Source organism: Campylobacter sp., from assembly GCF_052170435.1.
Lineage (GTDB): Bacteria > Campylobacterota > Campylobacteria > Campylobacterales > Campylobacteraceae > Campylobacter_A.
The window spans coordinates 39,933-56,880 of sequence record NZ_JBQNAN010000006.1 but is presented as its reverse complement, the minus strand read 5'-3'; the positions used below and the strand labels follow the sequence as shown (position 1 = coordinate 56,880).

At 46.9% G+C, this 16,948-nt stretch carries 15 protein-coding genes; 13 read left to right on the top strand and 2 right to left on the bottom strand.

The genetic code is table 11. The features are described from left to right. Positions 1-25 precede the first annotated feature (25 nt). The 13 genes from ACTTJF_RS03945 to mnmC all read left to right on the top strand — a co-directional run bounded on the left by ACTTJF_RS03945 (position 26) and on the right by mnmC (position 15,510). Positions 26-1,042: an RluA family pseudouridine synthase gene (locus ACTTJF_RS03945; protein ID WP_442550860.1), complete on the top strand. Its 1,017-nt coding sequence runs from the start codon at positions 26-28 to the stop codon at positions 1,040-1,042. Beyond that, complete coding sequence (locus tag ACTTJF_RS03940) at positions 972-2,189, top strand: fibronectin type III domain-containing protein (RefSeq protein ID WP_442550859.1); 1,218 nt, start codon at positions 972-974, stop codon at positions 2,187-2,189. The genes ACTTJF_RS03945 and ACTTJF_RS03940 overlap by 71 nt, the downstream gene beginning before the upstream one ends. Then, positions 2,189-3,367: a tRNA (guanosine(46)-N7)-methyltransferase TrmB gene (gene trmB, locus ACTTJF_RS03935; RefSeq protein ID WP_442550858.1), complete on the top strand. Its 1,179-nt coding sequence runs from the start codon at positions 2,189-2,191 to the stop codon at positions 3,365-3,367. The genes ACTTJF_RS03940 and trmB overlap by 1 nt, the downstream gene beginning before the upstream one ends. Continuing rightward, positions 3,351-4,022 (top strand): cell division ATP-binding protein FtsE, encoded by a 672-nt coding sequence (locus ACTTJF_RS03930; RefSeq protein ID WP_122862063.1) that lies wholly within the window; start codon positions 3,351-3,353, stop codon positions 4,020-4,022. The genes trmB and ACTTJF_RS03930 overlap by 17 nt, the downstream gene beginning before the upstream one ends. Beyond that, positions 4,009-4,818, top strand: a complete 810-nt coding sequence (locus ACTTJF_RS03925) for a cell division protein FtsX (RefSeq protein ID WP_442550857.1) — start codon at positions 4,009-4,011, stop codon at positions 4,816-4,818. Before ACTTJF_RS03930 ends, ACTTJF_RS03925 begins: the two co-directional genes overlap by 14 nt. Continuing rightward, positions 4,815-6,065: a murein hydrolase activator EnvC family protein gene (locus ACTTJF_RS03920; RefSeq protein ID WP_442550856.1), complete on the top strand. Its 1,251-nt coding sequence runs from the start codon at positions 4,815-4,817 to the stop codon at positions 6,063-6,065. Before ACTTJF_RS03925 ends, ACTTJF_RS03920 begins: the two co-directional genes overlap by 4 nt. A gap of 71 nt (positions 6,066-6,136) precedes the next feature. Next, entirely contained in the window at positions 6,137-6,856 is a 720-nt protein-coding gene (gene pyrH, locus ACTTJF_RS03915; protein ID WP_442550855.1) for a UMP kinase, read from the top strand. Positions 6,857-6,871: 15 nt separating this feature from the next. After that, positions 6,872-7,090: a DNA-directed RNA polymerase subunit omega gene (locus ACTTJF_RS03910; protein WP_442550854.1), complete on the top strand. Its 219-nt coding sequence runs from the start codon at positions 6,872-6,874 to the stop codon at positions 7,088-7,090. Beyond that, entirely contained in the window at positions 7,074-9,272 is a 2,199-nt protein-coding gene (locus ACTTJF_RS03905; RefSeq protein WP_442550853.1) for a RelA/SpoT family protein, read from the top strand. The genes ACTTJF_RS03910 and ACTTJF_RS03905 overlap by 17 nt, the downstream gene beginning before the upstream one ends. 17 nt (positions 9,273-9,289) lie before the next feature. Next, positions 9,290-10,498 (top strand): tyrosine--tRNA ligase, encoded by a 1,209-nt coding sequence (tyrS, locus tag ACTTJF_RS03900; RefSeq protein WP_442550852.1) that lies wholly within the window; start codon positions 9,290-9,292, stop codon positions 10,496-10,498. Then, positions 10,498-11,589 (top strand): nitronate monooxygenase, encoded by a 1,092-nt coding sequence (locus ACTTJF_RS03895; RefSeq protein ID WP_442550851.1) that lies wholly within the window; start codon positions 10,498-10,500, stop codon positions 11,587-11,589. Before tyrS ends, ACTTJF_RS03895 begins: the two co-directional genes overlap by 1 nt. Then, positions 11,573-13,417 (top strand): N-acetylmuramoyl-L-alanine amidase, encoded by a 1,845-nt coding sequence (locus ACTTJF_RS03890; RefSeq protein ID WP_442550850.1) that lies wholly within the window; start codon positions 11,573-11,575, stop codon positions 13,415-13,417. The genes ACTTJF_RS03895 and ACTTJF_RS03890 overlap by 17 nt, the downstream gene beginning before the upstream one ends. After that, positions 13,414-15,510 (top strand): bifunctional tRNA (5-methylaminomethyl-2-thiouridine)(34)-methyltransferase MnmD/FAD-dependent 5-carboxymethylaminomethyl-2-thiouridine(34) oxidoreductase MnmC, encoded by a 2,097-nt coding sequence (mnmC, locus tag ACTTJF_RS03885; protein ID WP_442550849.1) that lies wholly within the window; start codon positions 13,414-13,416, stop codon positions 15,508-15,510. The genes ACTTJF_RS03890 and mnmC overlap by 4 nt, the downstream gene beginning before the upstream one ends. A gap of 267 nt (positions 15,511-15,777) precedes the next feature. On the opposite strand, the gene ACTTJF_RS03880 is transcribed toward mnmC, so the two are convergent. Together ACTTJF_RS03880 and ppa are read right to left on the bottom strand one after the other, a co-directional pair. Beyond that, on the bottom strand, positions 15,778-16,311 hold the full coding sequence (locus ACTTJF_RS03880; RefSeq protein ID WP_442550848.1) for a DUF937 domain-containing protein: 534 nt from the start codon (positions 16,309-16,311) through the stop codon (positions 15,778-15,780). Positions 16,312-16,399: 88 nt separating this feature from the next. Then, the gene (ppa, locus tag ACTTJF_RS03875; protein ID WP_442550847.1) at positions 16,400-16,918 is read right to left on the bottom strand and encodes an inorganic diphosphatase; all 519 of its coding nucleotides are present in this window, start codon (positions 16,916-16,918) and stop codon (positions 16,400-16,402) included. Between the last annotated feature and the right edge of the window lie 30 nt (positions 16,919-16,948).

Genomic DNA, 16,948 nt, shown 5'->3' with positions numbered 1-16,948 from the left:
CATTTTAAAGGAAACAAATCTAAAAATGACGAAAAAAGAGATCAAAATTTTAGACGGCGCGCAGACGAGGGCGGACGCGTTTTTGGCCGCTGAGCTAAACGTCGCTAGAAATCAAGCGCTAAATTTGATAAAAAGCGGGCTGGTTAGCCTAAACGGCAAGCCGCTAAATAAGCCATCCGTAAAGCTAAATTTGGGCGATGTTTTGAGGATTAAATTTGAGCAAAACGAGCCTGATACGGCTAAATTTGAAGCGGAATTTGAAGTGCCGATCATTTACGAGGACGAGGATTTGCTCGTGTTAAATAAACCGGCAAATTTAGTCGTCCATCCAGCTCCTAGCGTCAAGGAGCCCACTCTTGCGGACTGGCTCGGCGCAAAGGGATTTTTGCTATCAAATTTAAGCGGGCAAAGCAGAGCGGGTATCGTTCACAGGCTAGATAAAGGCACTAGCGGAGCTATCGTCGTAGCTAAAAACAATGCCACTCACGCCGCGCTTTCAAGTCAGCTAAGCGACAAAAGCATGGGGCGCATATATCTAGCGCTAACCGATCTGCCGCTCAAGCAAAACTGCACCGTCGAGCGAGCTATCGGGCGAAACCCCGCTAACCGCCTAAAAAAGGCGATCGTATCGGATGGTCGCGCGGCAAAAAGCGCCTTTGCGAATCTACTTTTTAGCGAATTTGACGGCCCCGTGCAGAGCAAAAACGCGGGCGTAAATTTGATCGCGGCAAAGCTTTTTACGGGCAGGACTCATCAGATCAGAGTGCATCTAGCTAGCCTAAACCGCCATATTTTGGGCGATGCTTTATACGGTTTTAAGAGCGAAAAGGATAAAATCGGCCGAGTAATGCTTCACGCCTACGGGCTGTATTTCACGCATCCGCGCACGGGCGGGCAAATGAGCTTCGTCGCGCCTATTTGGGATGATTTTAGTGAAATTTTACTTAGCAAATTTAGTAAGGAGAGTATAGATGAAAAGATTGATTTTATGGGGCTTAGCGAGCTCTTTAGCTATTGTGATGAGTGGATGCGTATCCTCTAGCGGCCCTACGCAAGTAAATCCGAATTTGCCGATTGTCCAGAGCCTAAAAACCATCAGCGATATGACCGAAGTGGGCTTTGAGTGGACTCCGACTCCGACCTCAAACGTCGCAGGCTACTATCTATACCGCTCAAATCCAAACGAAAATAACGGCAAAATGAAGGTCGTAGCCGACATAAAAGACCGCTTTGCCAGCCACTACGTGGACGCAAATTTAGCCCCAGAGACGACCTACTCTTATGAGATGAGAACGTATAACGAAAGCAAACAAATCTCGGGCCCGGGCATGATCGTTAGCACCACAACCAAGCCTCTTATGGACTCCGTACCTTTCGTTAGAGCGCTTACGAATTTACCTGAGCGCGTGAAGCTCATCTGGAGACCGCATCCGGACCTTCGCGTGGCATCTTACGTCGTCGAAAAGGCCGATATAAATAAAGAAAACTGGAGACAAATCGCCGAGGTAAAAGGCAGACTAAACGCCGAGTATATCGATGACGACGTGAAGTCGGGCAGAAGCTACAAGTATAGAGTTTTCGTAAAAACTACTAGCGGCACGATCTCAAAACCTAGCGAGATCGTGGACTCTACGACGAAGCAGCTACCAAGCGAGGTCGTAAATGCGCAGGCTACTCAAAACGTGCCTAAAAAGATTATTTTGACGTGGGATAGCGTGGCTAGCGACGATTTTGGCTACTATAAAATTTACAGCGCGTCAAGCAAATTTATGCCCTACACTTACCTCGTCAAAACTACGTCTAATAGCTACGAGGATCTCATAAACGAAAACGGTGCGACAAGATACTACAAAATCACCATCGTCGATAAAGACGGCCTAGAGTCTAAAAAACCTAGCGAGCCTATCATCGGTATGACGCTAGGAGCTATCGACGCGCCGGTCGTATCATCTATCGTGGCCGACAGCACGGCGGTTAAGCTCACGTGGAATGCCTCTGATAAGGCTAGAAGCTTTACCGTTATAAGAGACGGCGGAGGAAGCGAGCAGAAATTTACAAATATAAGCGGCAATGAATTTGTCGATAATAGCGTTGCTTACGGGCAAAAATATAGCTATAAAGTGATCGCCGTAGATGAATACGGCATAAGCTCCGACGCTTCTCAAAAAGCCGAGATAGCCGTCGAATAATGCCCAATTTTATAGCTAAAAACGTAAATTTTACTCCAAAAGATTGCGGCGAGATAAGCTTTTTGTGGGAGGCTCGCGGCAGGCAGGGCGTAAGCCTTATTTATACCAAAAGCTCTAGCGAGGAGTTTTTTATCACGCTAAAAAAGCGTGAAGGGGGCTGGGTCGTAAAGGGCGAAAAGCTAACGAAGCCTGCCAAAATAGGGCTTTTGCAAAATGCTTTGGTTAAATTTAAAGAGCTTTACTGCGATCAAATTTTAAGCGAAGCCATCGCGGTAAAAAATACGCGCCTCACGCAAAAAGACTCGGCGATATTTAGCGTGGGCGAGCTGCTTGAGAATTTAAATCAGAGCGAATTTGAGAGCAAATTTATCGAGATCGGATTTGGCTCGGGCAGGCACTTGCTATTTCAGGCGGAAAATAACCCAAATACGCTAGTCGTCGGTATCGAGGTCTATAAACCCTCGCTTGAGCAGGTCGCAAAGCTGGCTAAAGCTCGAAATCTAAACAACGTCATGCTCGTAAACTGCGACGCAAGGCTACTTTTATCGCTTGTGGAGTCAAATTTTATCGATAAAATTTTCTTGCATTTTCCCGTACCTTGGGATGACGCTCCTCATAGGCGCGTGGCGTCGGCTAAATTTGCCCTGGAGTGCGAGCGAACGCTAAAAGCTGGCGGCAAATTTGAGCTAAGAACCGATAGCCGCGAGTATGCGGACTTTACTTTGACTCAAATTTTAAATTTGAGCGACGCCGACGTGCAAATTTATAAAAACCGCGATCTAAAAATAAGCAGCAAATATGAAGACCGCTGGAAAAGGCACCAAAAAGATATTTACGACGTTATCTTTACCTGTGAAAAACAAAGCGAGCCTAGAGCCAGCCAGGGCGAGCTAAAATTTGAAAACGGCTACAACACGAGCAAGGTTGCGGCCAAATTTAGCAATCAAACGATAAAAGAGGACGATTTTTTCTTACATTTAGAGGAAAAATACGAAAAAGAGGGCGGCGAAATTTTAGTTCGCGCCGCGTTTGGCGCATTTAACGCGCCCGAGCACTGTTATGTTTTGCTCGGCGAAAAGGGTGCGGAATATTTTATAAAAAAGCCGCTCGTTACGGCTGAAAATTTAAAGGCGCATCTTGCGTTGAAGGAGTATTTGGCGGATGCAAAAAATAATTAGCGCAAGCGGGCTTTGCCTAGGATACGAGGGCTGCGAAAAGCTCATAACGGACGCGAAATTCGACATTTACGCTAATGATTTCGTTTTTATCACTGGGCAAAGCGGTAGCGGCAAATCGACGCTTTTAAAATCTTTTTACGGCGAGATAAAACCGAGTGCTGGCTCGCTAAACGTCTGCCTAACCGATATGATGAATCTTGGCGGGCAAAATCTAGACAAACTAAGACAGCGCATCGGCGTAGTTTTTCAAAACTACCGCTTGATAAGCGAGTGGAATATCGAAAAAAACGTGATGTTGCCGCTAATGATAAAAGGCCTTAGCGCTAATGTTTGTAAAAATCAAGCGACCAAGCTCCTAAAACACGTAAATTTACTCCACAGAGCGCACAAGTATCCAAATGAGCTTAGCGGCGGCGAACAGCAGCGAGCTGCGATGGCTAGAGCTCTGGCGCATAATCCAAATTTGCTGCTTTGCGACGAGCCTACGGGCAGCCTCGATGAATACTCAAGCGACGTCATTTGGGGGCTTTTGCGCTCGGCAAAAGAGTTTTTGGGTACTTGCATCGTGGTCGTCACCCACAAGGTACCAAGCTCGCTAAGGGTGCCTTATAGACATTTTGTTATAGAAGACGGACATGTACATGAAATCCTTTAAAACCCATCTAAGCGTGATAATCCCGCTAGTGGCGCTGCTTGTGGGCATTCAGTTTATATTGCTAGTCGGGCGAGTGGTGGACGAGTACGAGTCCGTGATGAACAAAGACTATAGCATCATCATCGTGAGCCAAAACGAGCTAAACGCTACCGATGTAAAGCCGCTAGTTTATACATTTGAATCTCTCGAGCCGCTTAGCTCAAAGCCCGTGCTAGAAAGGCTTGCTAAGGATATATCGTCTAAAAATATCGCCGTTTTGCAAAATGCGTTGCCTAAATTTTACTCGCTAAAGCTAAACGCCTTTCCAAGTACGCAATATATGCAAGAAATCAAGGACAAAATTTCAAAGATTAACGGCGTGAGCAGGGTTGAGACCTTTTCAAAAACGCACGATAAAATTTATAAAATCATGCAGCTGATTAAAAATATATCGGCGATATTTTCGGGATTAGTCGGGCTAATCGGGCTTATGCTCATCGCAAAGCAGATGCGAATTTGGCTCTATGAGCATAAGGAACGTATTGAGATAATGACGCTACTGGGCGCTCCGTTGTGGCTAAAATCGGGCGCGCTATATAAAACCGCGCTGTTTGATTCGTTTATAGCGACGGTTTTGGTGGCGGTTTTTTATATCATTTTGCCGGATTTGCAGCCCATTAAAGAAGTCGCTACCGACCTAAATATAAATTTGCCGGCGATTGATCTGTTTTATGAGGGCGGTGTACTGCTGGGCGTTTCGCTTGCGATTAGCTTTTTTGCCGTTTATCTCGTGATGAGAAAAGCAAGGACGATATGAGAAAAATTTGCGTTTTGCTGGCCGCCGCGCTTTGCTTAAATGCAAGTACGGGTGAAAAGATAAAAAATCAAACGACCTATCTCGAGTCCTCAAAAGAGCTTGAAAAGCAGCTAAATAAAAAGCTCGACGACCTAGCCGGCGACATACTCGGCGGCGAAAAAAGCGTCAAGCAAACCGACGATAAGATGAAAGAGCTCATCATGCAAATAGCGCAGCTAGAAAATAGTGCCAAAAGTGCTAGCGGCGAGCTTGACGAGCTGGTAAAGCAAAACAAAGACCTCACGCAAAGCCAAAAAGATATACAAAAAAGCATCGTGCGTATCATCTCGGACGAGTTTTCTTTCGACCTCATAATGCCAAAAGAGTACGAGGAGGGCGTGGATAGCATCATCGCGACCGAGATTTTAAGCAAGCTAAATTCGGTACTAAAAGATGATTTTAACGAGCTAGCTAAGCAGTACGAAAGTACGCAAAATTTGATAAAAACCCAAAACGACAAGATCGACGGGATAAAGTCAAATTTAAAAACCTTTAAATTTAAGCAAGCCGAGCTAGTTTCCCTGCAGGACAAGCAGATGAAAACGCTGGCAAATTTAAAGCGGGATAAGGAAATTTATCAAAAGCAACTCTCGCGCCTACAAGCCCAACAAGACGAGATCAGAAAGACGCTAGAAGAGCTAAAAATCGTCGCAAAAAGGGAGAGCGAGGAAGCCAAAAAAGCTCTAGCCGCACAAAAAGCGGCCGAAGCCAAAGCTCAAAAAAATAAGAAAGACAAAAAGGGAGAGGCCGCAGCAAGCGCGTCTGAAGGCGATGTAAAGCAGTTTGGCTCGAGCTATCAAACTAGCCTTGTTAAAAAATACAGCGGCGAAAAGACTATTGCGCCGCTTGACGGCTTTACGGTTAAGCAAAAATTCGGCAACTACGTAGACCCCATCTATAACATCAAAATTTTTAACGAATCGGTCGTGCTAAGCGCAAATTCAGCCGACGCAAAGGTAAAGAGCGTCTTTAACGGCAAAGTGGTCTTTGCCAAAGAAACTGCGATGCTAGATAAGGTCGTTATTATAGAAAATCCAAACGGCATCCATACGATCTACGCGCACCTTAGCCAGATCGCTCCTACCGTAAAAGTGGGCGCAAAAGTGCAAAAAGGCTACGTCATCGGACGCGTGCAGCGAGATCTAACTTTTGAAGTAACGCAAAAAAACTACCACATAGACCCCCTCGAGCTAATCAGCCTAAAATAGCACTCGCGTGCCGAGATTAGCAAAATTTAAAGCAAATTTAGCTAAAATCCGAAAATTTAAGGAGATGAAAAATGGAGCGAAAAAAGCGAATTTTAGTTAAATTTTCAGGTGAGGCGCTAGCCGGCGACAGCGGCTTTGGCATAGATAACGCGGTGCTTAAATTTATCGCAAAACAGATCAAAGAGCTAGTCGAAAACGGCATCCAAGTGGGTATCGTTATCGGCGGAGGCAACATCATACGCGGCGTTAGCGCGGCTAGAGACGGCATCATAAAGCGCACTAGCGGCGATCACATGGGTATGCTAGCCACCGTGATAAACTCTATCGCTATGAGAGAAGCGCTAGAGAGCGTAGGCCTAGACGTGCGTGTACAAAGCGCGATAAAGATGGAGGCTATCTGCGAGACTTTCATCGTCGGACGCGCAAACAGACACCTTGAAAAAGGCCGCGTCGTGATATTTGCCGCAGGTACGGGTAATCCATTTTTCACCACCGATACGGCGGCGACTTTGCGCGCTATCGAGATCGGCTCGGATATGATCATCAAGGCCACTAAAGTAGACGGCGTTTATGACAAAGACCCGCATAAATTTGAAAACGCAAAACTACTAAAAGAGCTAAACTACGAGCTTGCGATGAGCGATAGTATCAAAGTGATGGACGATACCGCTATCGCGCTAGCTAAAGATAATTCGCTACCGATTTTGGTGTGCAATATGTTTAAAGACGGAAATTTGCTCAAAATCATACAAGGCGACGAGAGCGCGTTTTGCTCTATCGTGAGAAATTAAATTTAAGGAGAATAAATGAGATCTGAAGAAGTAGCGGCAAAGGCTCTAAAACTAGTCGGAGATGATAGATATATGCTAGCTCTAGCGGTAGCCAAAAGAGCCGAGACGCTAGCAGGCGGAGCAAAAAGCCTGCTTGATATCGATGTCAGCAAGATGAAATTTGCCGATATCGCCCTACGCGAGATAGCCGAGGGCAAAATAGCTTTAGAGGGCATAGTTGAAGCAGCCAAATAGCGGTTTTTTACTAGAACAATTAATCGATGATATAACCGCTTGCAAGGACGTCGCGCAGGCGAGACAGCTACTTAGCGTACTCATAAATTTTACGCCAAATTTAGAGCGCGCGATCGAATGCTGCGTCATCTCACATGCTGGACAGTTTAGAAAAAGCGGCGAACCGTACGCGATACACCCTATCTTAGTGGCCTGCATCGTGGCGCATATGGGCGGGGACGAGGATATGATTATCGCCGCCTTGCTGCACGACGTGGTCGAGGATACGGATAGATCGATCGAGAGCGTGCGTGAGGACTTTGGCGAAGAGGTCGCAAAGCTGGTTGAGGGATTAACTAAAATCGTAGCCATCAGAGAGGATAAGCTCGCAAGCTCGGAGTCAAACGAGCGTTTGGCGGCGTCTGCGATGACCTTTCGCAAGATGCTGCTAATATCTATCGAGGACGTGAGAGTGCTCGTGGTAAAACTCTGCGATAGATTGCACAATATGCTTACGTTGCAAGCTTTGCGCCCCGAAAAGCAAAAGCGAATCGCCGAAGAGACGCTGATGGTTTATGCTCCGATCGCGCATAGACTGGGCATTTCGTCGATCAAAAACGTGCTTGAGGATCTTAGCTTTAAGTATGCTTTACCTGAAGAGTACAAAAAAATCGACGACTACTTAACCGAACACAAACAGCAGCTCGTACTAAAGCTAAACGCGTTTACCGATAAAATTTTTCAAATTTTACTCAAAAACGGCTTTAGCGAAAACGACTTTGAGATACAAAAGCGTATCAAACATCACTATTCGATCTATCTAAAAATGCAGCGAAAAGGCATCTCGATCGAGGAGGTGCTAGACTTGCTAGCCGCTCGCGTGCTGGTTAAAGAGCCGCAGGATTGCTATTTGGTACTTGGAAATTTACATATAAATTTTAATCCCTTAATCTCGCGCTTCAAAGACTACGTCGCGCTTCCGAAGCAAAACGGCTATCAGACGATACACACTACGATATTTGATAACAAAAGCATCTTTGAGGTTCAAATTCGCACCTTTGACATGCACAAGACTGCAGAATACGGCGTTGCAGCGCACTGGAAATACAAAACGGGCGGCTTTTTAAACCCAAAACTTGACTGGCTAAGCGACATCAGCGGTATAGAAAACGGTATGGAGGAAGCGAGCGAAAACCCGGAGGAACTCTACGAATACGCAAAAGACAGCCTTTACGTCGAAGACGTCGCGGTTTATTCGCCAAAGGGCGATATATTTACGCTTCCGCGCGGCGCTACGGCGCTTGATTACGCTTACGAGATACATACGCAAGTAGGCTTGCACGCCAAAGAAGCCTATGTAAACCGCGTGCGAGTACCGCTACTAACGGAGCTAAAAAACGGCGATATCGTGAGTATCGTAACCGGCGATGAGCCAAAATACCGCTGCTCGTGGCTAGGTAGCGTAAAAACCGGCAAGGCTAGAGCCACGATCCGATCGTACTGCAAGCAGAAGATAAGAGATATCAACAATATGGTCGCGATCGAAATTTTAAGCGGTATCTTTGCCGTGCCTTCTCAAACTATCGAGCAGTGGCTAGAGGCTGAAAATTTGACCAAGAAAATTTTTAGAGCCGCGTTTGACTCGGTGTATCTGCAAGACGTGGTAAACGCGCTAAAAAAATACGTAAAAAGAGACCGTCCGTTTGCTATCGCGATGACGGATAAATACAACGTCAAAAAGCAAAAATTTGAAAATATCGTGATCTACTCGAACCATAAAATAAACAGCATCGAGTTTGATTATTGCTGCAACCCAAAGCGCGGAGACGATATCGTGGGATTTAGAAACTATCACCACGTCACCGTGCACCACAAGCTTTGCGAGCGTTTTATGAAGCTAGCCGAAGAGAAAAACGAGATGATTTTCGTCAAATGGACGCGGGTCGCTCCGCATAGATTTAAGATCATCCTGAGCCTTGAAAACAGGCGCGGATCGCTAGCTGAGTTTTTGACGTATATGGCGAAAATGCAAGTCGATCTCGTAACTATCAGCCTTACCGAGACCAGGGAGGCGACGGCGGACTTTTTTGAGCTGACGATCGAGCTTGGAGAAAATTTGAACGTGAACGAGATAAAGGAGCGGCTAAGAGATCGCTACAAGATCATCGACTTCGTGTCGCTTGACGACGCATACGGACATTAATAAATTTAGGAGAAAAAATGGGCGAAAATTTGAGCAAAATAATGAGCGATATAAAAAAGGGCGTCGCCGAGATGATAGATGAGGAGCGCGTCGAAAATTTAGTAAAAAACTATTACGAAAAGGGCGAAAATTTCTACGTTAAGGCAGGCTTTGACCCGACGGCTCCGGATCTGCACCTAGGTCACACCGTCGTACTTCAAAAGATGGCTCTTTTGCAAAAGCACGGAGCGATAGTGCAGTTTTTGATAGGCGATTTCACGGGGCAGATCGGCGATCCGAGTGGCAAAAGCCAGACGCGTAAAAAACTAGACCGCGAGACCGTGGCGGCAAACGCCAAAACCTACGAGGAGCAAGTTTTTAAAATCTTAGACCCGCAAAAAACAAAGATAATGTTTAACTCCAAGTGGCTAAACGAGCTAGGAGCTGCGGGCATCGTGGAGCTAACCAGCACCTTTGCGGTGGCTAGGATGCTTGAGCGCGATGATTTTGAAAAAAGATACAAAAGCGGCGCCTCGATCTCGATTAGCGAATTTTTATATCCGCTGCTCCAGGGCTACGACAGCGTCGCGATGAAATGCGATATCGAGATGGGCGGCACGGATCAGAAATTTAACCTTCTGATGGGGCGAACTTTGCAGCGAGTTTACAACGTCGGCAAAGAACAAGCCGTCATAATGATGCCGCTTTTAGAGGGGCTTGACGGCGTAAATAAAATGAGCAAGAGTCTAGGAAACTATATCGGCGTGACCGATGAGCCAAACGATATGTTTGCTAAAATTTTAAGCGTGAGCGATGAGCTGATGTGGCGCTGGTACGAGCTTCTAAGCGACAAAAGCGCGGAAGAAATCGCAAATTTAAAAGCAGACGTAGCTAGCGGCAAGGCTCACCCAAAAGCCGTAAAAGAGGCTCTAGCGCTAGAAATCACGGCTAGATATAACGGCGAAGCGGCGGCAAAAGAGGCGAAGGCCGAATTTGACCGCGTACACTCGCAAAATTTGATCCCGACCGAGATGGACGAGTTTGAGCTCTCAGCTCCGGTTTGGATCGTGCAGGCGCTCACTCACTGCGGTCTATGCGCCAGCAGCTCCCAGGCGCGCCGAGATATCGCGGCAAACGCCGTGAGCCTAAATCAAGAAAAGATCGCCGACGAGCAGCTAAAGCTGGGTGCTGGCGAATACGTCTTGCAAGTTGGCAAGCGTAAATTTGCAAAACTAAAGGTAAGCTGATGCAACCCGTAAAAATCGGAAAATACGATATAAAATACCCGATAATCCAAGGCGGAATGGGGCTTGGTATCAGCTGGGACAAGCTCGCCGGAAACGTCAGCCTAGAAGGCGGACTGGGCGTCATAAGTTCTGTTGGGACGGGCTACTACGAAGGGCGAAAATATATCACCAAAGAGCTAAACGCTAAGCCATACGGTAGCGGAAATTTCTACTCGCGAGAGGGGCTAAAAGCCGTCATCGATAACGCGCGTAAAATTTGCGGCGACAGGCCTCTTGGGGTAAATATCCTATACGCAAGCAACGACTACGAACGCATCGTAAAAGATGCCTGCGACCACGGCATAAACGTGATCATCACGGGCGCGGGACTGCCTACGAATTTGCCTGAATTTACGGTAGACTACCCGGACGTGGCTTTGGTTCCTATCGTATCCTCGGCAAAGGCGCTAAAAATCATCTGCAAACGCTGGCAGGGACGCTACGGCAGGCTTCCGGACGCCGTGGTGCTTGAAGGACCTCTTAGCGGCGGGCATCAGGGCTTTACATACGAGCAGTGCATCGATCCTGCATACAGCCTGGAAAATTTGATAACGCCCGTTAGCGAAGAGATAAAGCAGTGGGGCGATTTTCCGTTATTTGCGGCGGGCGGTATCTGGGATAAAAACGACATCGATAGGGCTATTTCGCTTGGCGCAAACGGCGTGCAGATGGGCACTCGCTTTATCGGTACGCACGAGTGCGACGCTAGCGAAGAGTTTAAGCAGGTACTCCTTGCGGCTAAAAAAGAGGACATCGAGCTAATCAAAAGCCCCGTAGGCTACCCAGCGCGCGGCGTCAGGACAAATTTAATAAATCTAGTCGATAAACGCCAAGGGCCCAAAATCAGCTGCGTAAGCAACTGCGTAAGCCCGTGTCAGCGCGGCAAAGAGGCCAAAGAGGTAGGATACTGTATCGCGGATCGCCTCTACGACGCATTTGAGGGGCGCAAGGAGACAGGGTTATTTTTCACGGGCGCAAACGGCTACAGGCTAAACGAGATAATAAGCGTGAAAGAACTATTTGAAAAACTGGTAAATGGCGAAGATAATTAGAAAAATTTTTGTAATTTTATTTTTATTGGCGGCGGCGTTTGCGAACGACGGCTTTTTTGATAAATTTGACCGCGAATTTGACGGCGCAAGTAGCAAGAAAAAGACGGAATTTCATCAAGAACTGCGCGTACTGTACGTTAGATCCATCATGCATAACGACAAGGAGCTAACCGCAAAGTCGCTGCAGCGTCTGATAAAAAGCGCAAAAGCTCTGGGGCTGGATACGAAGTCGTACGAAAAAGAGCTAAAAGGCCTGCCGCAGCCAAAAGACGCGCCTGTGCCTAAAAAAGAAAAAGAGGCGCCAAAGCCTAAGCAGCTCGAAGCAAAAGATCAAAAAGAGGCCAAACAAAAACCCGCCGAGCTAAAGCAGCTCTCCGCACCCGTAAACAAGAAAAACCCGGCCGAACAGGACAAGCTTACGCTAGTTTCCGTGATCAGGGGTAGCGATAGCTTGGAGTTAAAATTTAACAGGCAGCTAAACGGCAACGATATAAACAAATTTACCCTAAATCAAAAAGGGTTATATAGAGATATATACCAGTTTAAGGGAATTTGGAGTGCCGGAACGGTAGAGAGTATAAAGGGATTTTTGGTCGATGAGGTTCGTATAAGTCAGTTTGACGCGAGCACCGTGAGGGTGGTTTTCGTAAACAAATTTGAGATAAATTTAAAGCTAAGAGCCGAAGATCGGTCGCTAGTTTTTAAAAAGGCCTATCCCACGCAAGAGCAAAAATCCGTAAAATATGAAAATTTAAATTCCAAACAAGCCGCCGCAAAAGATAATCATCAAAAGTCGCAAATCTCACAAAAACAAAACGTAGAAAAAACGATCGACCTGAAGCAGGCTCAGATACAAGCTAGGCAGATGGCCGAAAAGAAAAAGATCGAACAAGCTAAGCTAGAACAAAAGCAAGAAGCCCAAAAAAATGCAGCCAAGCCAAAGCCTGAAATAGCGCAAACGCCGCAACAGCAAAAAACCGCTCAATCGCAATCTCAAAATCAAAAGCTCGCTCAGCAAAAGCAAGAAAAAGTTGCCGCGCAGACCAAGACGGATGCGAAAAAAACTCAAAGCACCACCGAAAAGGATGAGCAAGAAATTGTGCTGGCGCCCGTAAAAACGACAAGCGCCAAAAAAATTACAAGCGCTAAAGGCAAAGTTATCGTCCTTGACGCAGGACACGGCGGCGATGATCCGGGCGCTATAAATGGCTCTCTAAAAGAAAAAAACGTCGTGCTAAGTATCGCCCAAAAGGCTGGCAAGGAGCTGCAAGGACGCGGTTACAAGGTTTATTACACGCGTAGCAAGGATAAATTTATCAACCTTCGCGACCGCACGAAATACGCCAACGACAAGGCCGCAGACCTCTTTATCTCCATCCACGCAAACGCCGCGCCAAACAAGTCTAAGGCGGCGACCATGCACGGCATAGAGACGTTTTTCCTCTCGCCGGCTCGTTCCGAGCGCAGCAAAAACGCCGCGGCGCTGGAAAACAAATCCGACATCGAGGAGATGAACTATTTTTCTAAGCAGACATTTTTAAATTTTCTTAACCGCGAGAAAATCATCGCCTCAAACAAGCTCGCCATCGACGTTCAGCGCGAAGTTTTAGCGCGAGCTAAGTCGGTAAGCTCAAAGGCATCCGACGGCGGCGTTCGCGAGGCACCTTTTTGGGTGCTAGTAGGCGCGCTGATGCCTGCGGTGCTGCTTGAGGTCGGCTACATCACTCACCCAGACGAAGGCGAGCTCATAAATAACTCAAAATACCAAGATGCCCTAGCCAAGGGGCTCGCGGACGGCATAGACGTCTACTTTTCAAACCAGCAATGAAAAGCGCGCGAGTCGTTTTTAAAGACGGCATCCCATTTAGTCCCGAATTTGACGATATTTACTTTAACGCAGATGGTCCCATAGGCCAGAGCGAGTACGTTTTTAACTCCATTTTTGATGAAATTTTGGAGAAAAAAAGCGAATTTAACGTGCTTGAGACGGGATTTGGCGCAGGGTTAAATTTCCTCTGCGCTTTTAAAAGATTTAAAAACTCGGATAAATTTTTAAATTTCGTCAGTATCGAAAAAACGCCGATCGATAGAGACGATCTAGCTAAAATTTATGCAAATTTTAGCGAGCTTGAGGATGTTTCTAACAAGCTTTTAGATGCCTATCCGCCGCTTATTCGCGGATTTCATAGGCTAAATTTGTCCCCAAACGTCACGCTTACATTGTGCTTTGGCGACGTGGACGAGGTTTTAGACGAGCTCAGCTTTATCGCGGACGCCGTTTTTATGGACGGTTTTGCTCCTTCTAAAAACGAAGCAATGTGGAGTGAGCGAGTTTGCGGTAAAATCGCAAATTTATGCGCTCCCGGCGCCGCTGTTTGCACGTATTCGGCCTCGGGCGCGCTAAAAAGAGCCTTGCAATATAGCGGTTTTGAGGTAAATTTGCTAAAAGGCTACGGCAAAAAGCGCGAGATGTTGCGCGCTAAATTTGTAGGCGAGCGGCAAGCTAGGAGCGAAATTTGGTTTAGCAGATTTGATCCCGCGAGCATGGCTACGCCAAAGAGTGCGCTAGTTATCGGCGGCGGCGTGGCTGGCTGCGTTTGCGCGTTTAAGTTGCGCGAGCAAGGTTTAAAGGTCACGATCGCCGAAAAGTGCGGCGACATCGCGCTAAACGGCTCTGGAAATCACTGCGGGATTTTGATGCCGCTTATCACGAAACCAACCGTAAATTTAGGCCGCATGCATATGAACGCGTTTTTGCAGGCGGCGCGCTTTTACGGCCAAAACCTCGGCGCCCAGGAGATAGAGTTTTGCGGCGCGACGGACTACGCGTATGAGCAAAAGACGCTAGAGCGCTTTTACGAGTGGCGCGAATTTGACGCGGATAACGGCGTTTTTGAGCTAAAATTTGATGACGAGCCTTACGCTAGCGCGTTTATTTTTAAGGGCGCAAAAGCTCGCCCCAGAAAGATGTGCAAGGCGGCAAGCGCGGGTATAAAAATGCTTTTAAACTGCGAATTTGCGGGCTTTGAGACGCTTGAGGGCGGCGCAGTTAGGGCGCACTTTAAGGATGGGCAAAGCATCGACGCCGACGTGCTCGTGCTTGCTATCGGCAGCGAGAGTATGGAGCTTTTTGCGGACTACGACATCAGGCTTAGCTCCGTGCGCGGTCAGGTCACGCATATCGAGCCAGCCGTTTGGACGCCTGCACCCTTTAGCGCCAAAGGCTACGTTTGCCCGCCTGCCCAAGGCGTGCAGGTGATCGGCGCGACTTATGATAGAAATCTTTTTTTAGACGAGTCGCGCTCTAGCGACGACGAGAAAAATTTAGCCGACGTCGCCGAGTTTTTGGATGGCAAATTTGCAAAAAACGAGCGGCTAAATTTAAGCGGCGCGCAGGATTTAAATTTGACTACCGACTCAGACGGCGCCGCTGAAAATTTAAATCGATTAGAAGCGAGTAGTAACGATATAAATTTGAGTAAAAATACGGATTTGCGCGCCAAAACAGCGGGCAATCCCACACAGGCGCAAGATGCAAATTTGACCTCGCCTGAAAACAGCTCAAGCATCGCGCCCAAAATACCGCAAAATATCCAAATAATCGGCTCAAAAGTCGGCTACCGCAGTTATAGCGGCGACCGCTTTCCGCTTATCGGGCGACTTTACGACGAGAATTTTTACAAAGACAGTTACAAATCGCTACTTTGGACGAAAGGCAAGTCCAATCCCCATCCAAAATACGTGCCAAACGTATACGTAAGCACCGCTCACGGCTCGCGCGGACTCTGTACGGCCGTGCTTGGCGCCGAGCTCATCTGCGATCTTATTTTTGACCGTCCGCTTTGCATCGAAAAATCGCTTTTTGACGAGCTGCATTTGGCGAGATTTCTCGTTAGGAAGCTTAAAAAAGGGCTGAAGTAAGCGTAATCTCAAATCTCTTAAAATTTTATTTGTGCGATGCCGCTTTATGTTCATAAACCAAATTTGTCAAATTTGGAATAATAGTACGATATTTGGTTTGATTGATTGCAGGTAAAAGTAATGCAAGATTTATCAAAAGCGGAAAATTTTGACGGGGCTGTTGCGCAAAAGCGACAACGCAAGAAAAGCGGTTTTTAGAGAGCTATAAAAAGCCGTAAATTTAGAAAAATATAAAAATTCCAAACGGCTAAAATAGGCGAAATTCGCCTATTTTTTACCGAAAAAGTTACCTGCGATCCTAAAAATATCGTCCACGATCGAGCCGTCTTTGTTCTGATCCAAAAACTGCGTGAGCATCGACATCATGGAGCCGCTGTCTGCAGAGCCTTGCAAATTTGAGGCTTTTAGCTGGTTGTTTAGCATGCCTGCGATCATCGGCGCGATCATCGGTAGCAAGGTTTTGATAGAGTCCGCGCTGATGCCCAGCTGCGATCCCACGTCGCTAGCTAGAGCCCTGCTGTTTTCTTTTGAGCCCGTTAGTACGCCAAGCAGCTCGTTGCCCTCGGCGACGCTGATGTTTTGCGGGGCGTCAGTCATCTCGTCAAGGTTTGAGCGGCGTATCATCTCTAGAAAATTTGACGAATCAGCGTCTGATTTAAAATTTTCGTTCGCTCTTTGCATGAAAATCGGCGCAATCTTAGAAATTACAGCCTCTACGTCGTTTGCCGCCAGTCCGCTTTTTTGCGACATCGCGTCTATCATACCGCTAGAGTTGCCCAAAAGTAACTTTAATATATCCATTTTTATCCTTTTGATTTTTTCGCGAGTTTAGATTCGGCCGCCGCTTGTTTGAGTTGAACAAAACGACGGTCAAGCAAGCCTAAGCGGCTTATTTGTAGTTTTTGATTGCCGCATCCAGGATCTCTTTCGCGGCGTCGGCGTCTTTAAATTCTTTAACCTTGACCCATTTGTTAGGCTCTAAAATTTTATAAGTTTCAAAGAAGTTTTTGATCTTATTTAGAGTGGCCTCAGGTAGGTCTTTGTAGCTCTTGAACCCGTCAAATCTCGGGTCGATCTTGGTGACTGGTACGGCTAGTAGCTTCTCGTCCATGCCTGCTTCGTCCTCCATCACGAGTACGCCGATTAGACGGCACGGGATCACGCTACCTGCTTGCAGCGGATATTCGTTTAGCACCAAGATATCAGCAGGATCGCCGTCTGCTGCGAGCGTGTTTGGTACGAAGCCGTAGTTTGCCGGGTAGAACATAGCCGAGTAGAGCACGCGATCGACTACGACCGCGCCGCTATCTTTATCGATTTCGTATTTGATGTTCGAGCCGTACGGGATCTCGATCACGGCGTTGATTTTGTCCGGGTTTGAGCCTGCTTTGATTTTTGAAACGTCCATTTTAATCCTTTGTAAAGCTCCTATCTCGCC

Coding starts and splice junctions, on each gene's coding strand:
- ACTTJF_RS03925 (WP_442550857.1), top strand. CDS start 4,009: ATGAAATCCTTTAAAACCCATCTAAGCGTGATAATCCCGCTAGTGGCG.
- tyrS (WP_442550852.1), top strand. CDS start 9,290: ATGGGCGAAAATTTGAGCAAAATAATGAGCGATATAAAAAAGGGCGTC.
- ACTTJF_RS03880 (WP_442550848.1), bottom strand. CDS start 16,311: ATGGATATATTAAAGTTACTTTTGGGCAACTCTAGCGGTATGATAGAC.
- ACTTJF_RS03940 (WP_442550859.1), top strand. CDS start 972: ATGAAAAGATTGATTTTATGGGGCTTAGCGAGCTCTTTAGCTATTGTG.
- ACTTJF_RS03920 (WP_442550856.1), top strand. CDS start 4,815: ATGAGAAAAATTTGCGTTTTGCTGGCCGCCGCGCTTTGCTTAAATGCA.
- ACTTJF_RS03930 (WP_122862063.1), top strand. CDS start 3,351: ATGCAAAAAATAATTAGCGCAAGCGGGCTTTGCCTAGGATACGAGGGC.
- ACTTJF_RS03945 (WP_442550860.1), top strand. CDS start 26: ATGACGAAAAAAGAGATCAAAATTTTAGACGGCGCGCAGACGAGGGCG.
- ppa (WP_442550847.1), bottom strand. CDS start 16,918: ATGGACGTTTCAAAAATCAAAGCAGGCTCAAACCCGGACAAAATCAAC.
- ACTTJF_RS03890 (WP_442550850.1), top strand. CDS start 11,573: ATGGCGAAGATAATTAGAAAAATTTTTGTAATTTTATTTTTATTGGCG.
- mnmC (WP_442550849.1), top strand. CDS start 13,414: ATGAAAAGCGCGCGAGTCGTTTTTAAAGACGGCATCCCATTTAGTCCC.
- pyrH (WP_442550855.1), top strand. CDS start 6,137: ATGGAGCGAAAAAAGCGAATTTTAGTTAAATTTTCAGGTGAGGCGCTA.
- trmB (WP_442550858.1), top strand. CDS start 2,189: ATGCCCAATTTTATAGCTAAAAACGTAAATTTTACTCCAAAAGATTGC.
- ACTTJF_RS03895 (WP_442550851.1), top strand. CDS start 10,498: ATGCAACCCGTAAAAATCGGAAAATACGATATAAAATACCCGATAATC.
- ACTTJF_RS03910 (WP_442550854.1), top strand. CDS start 6,872: ATGAGATCTGAAGAAGTAGCGGCAAAGGCTCTAAAACTAGTCGGAGAT.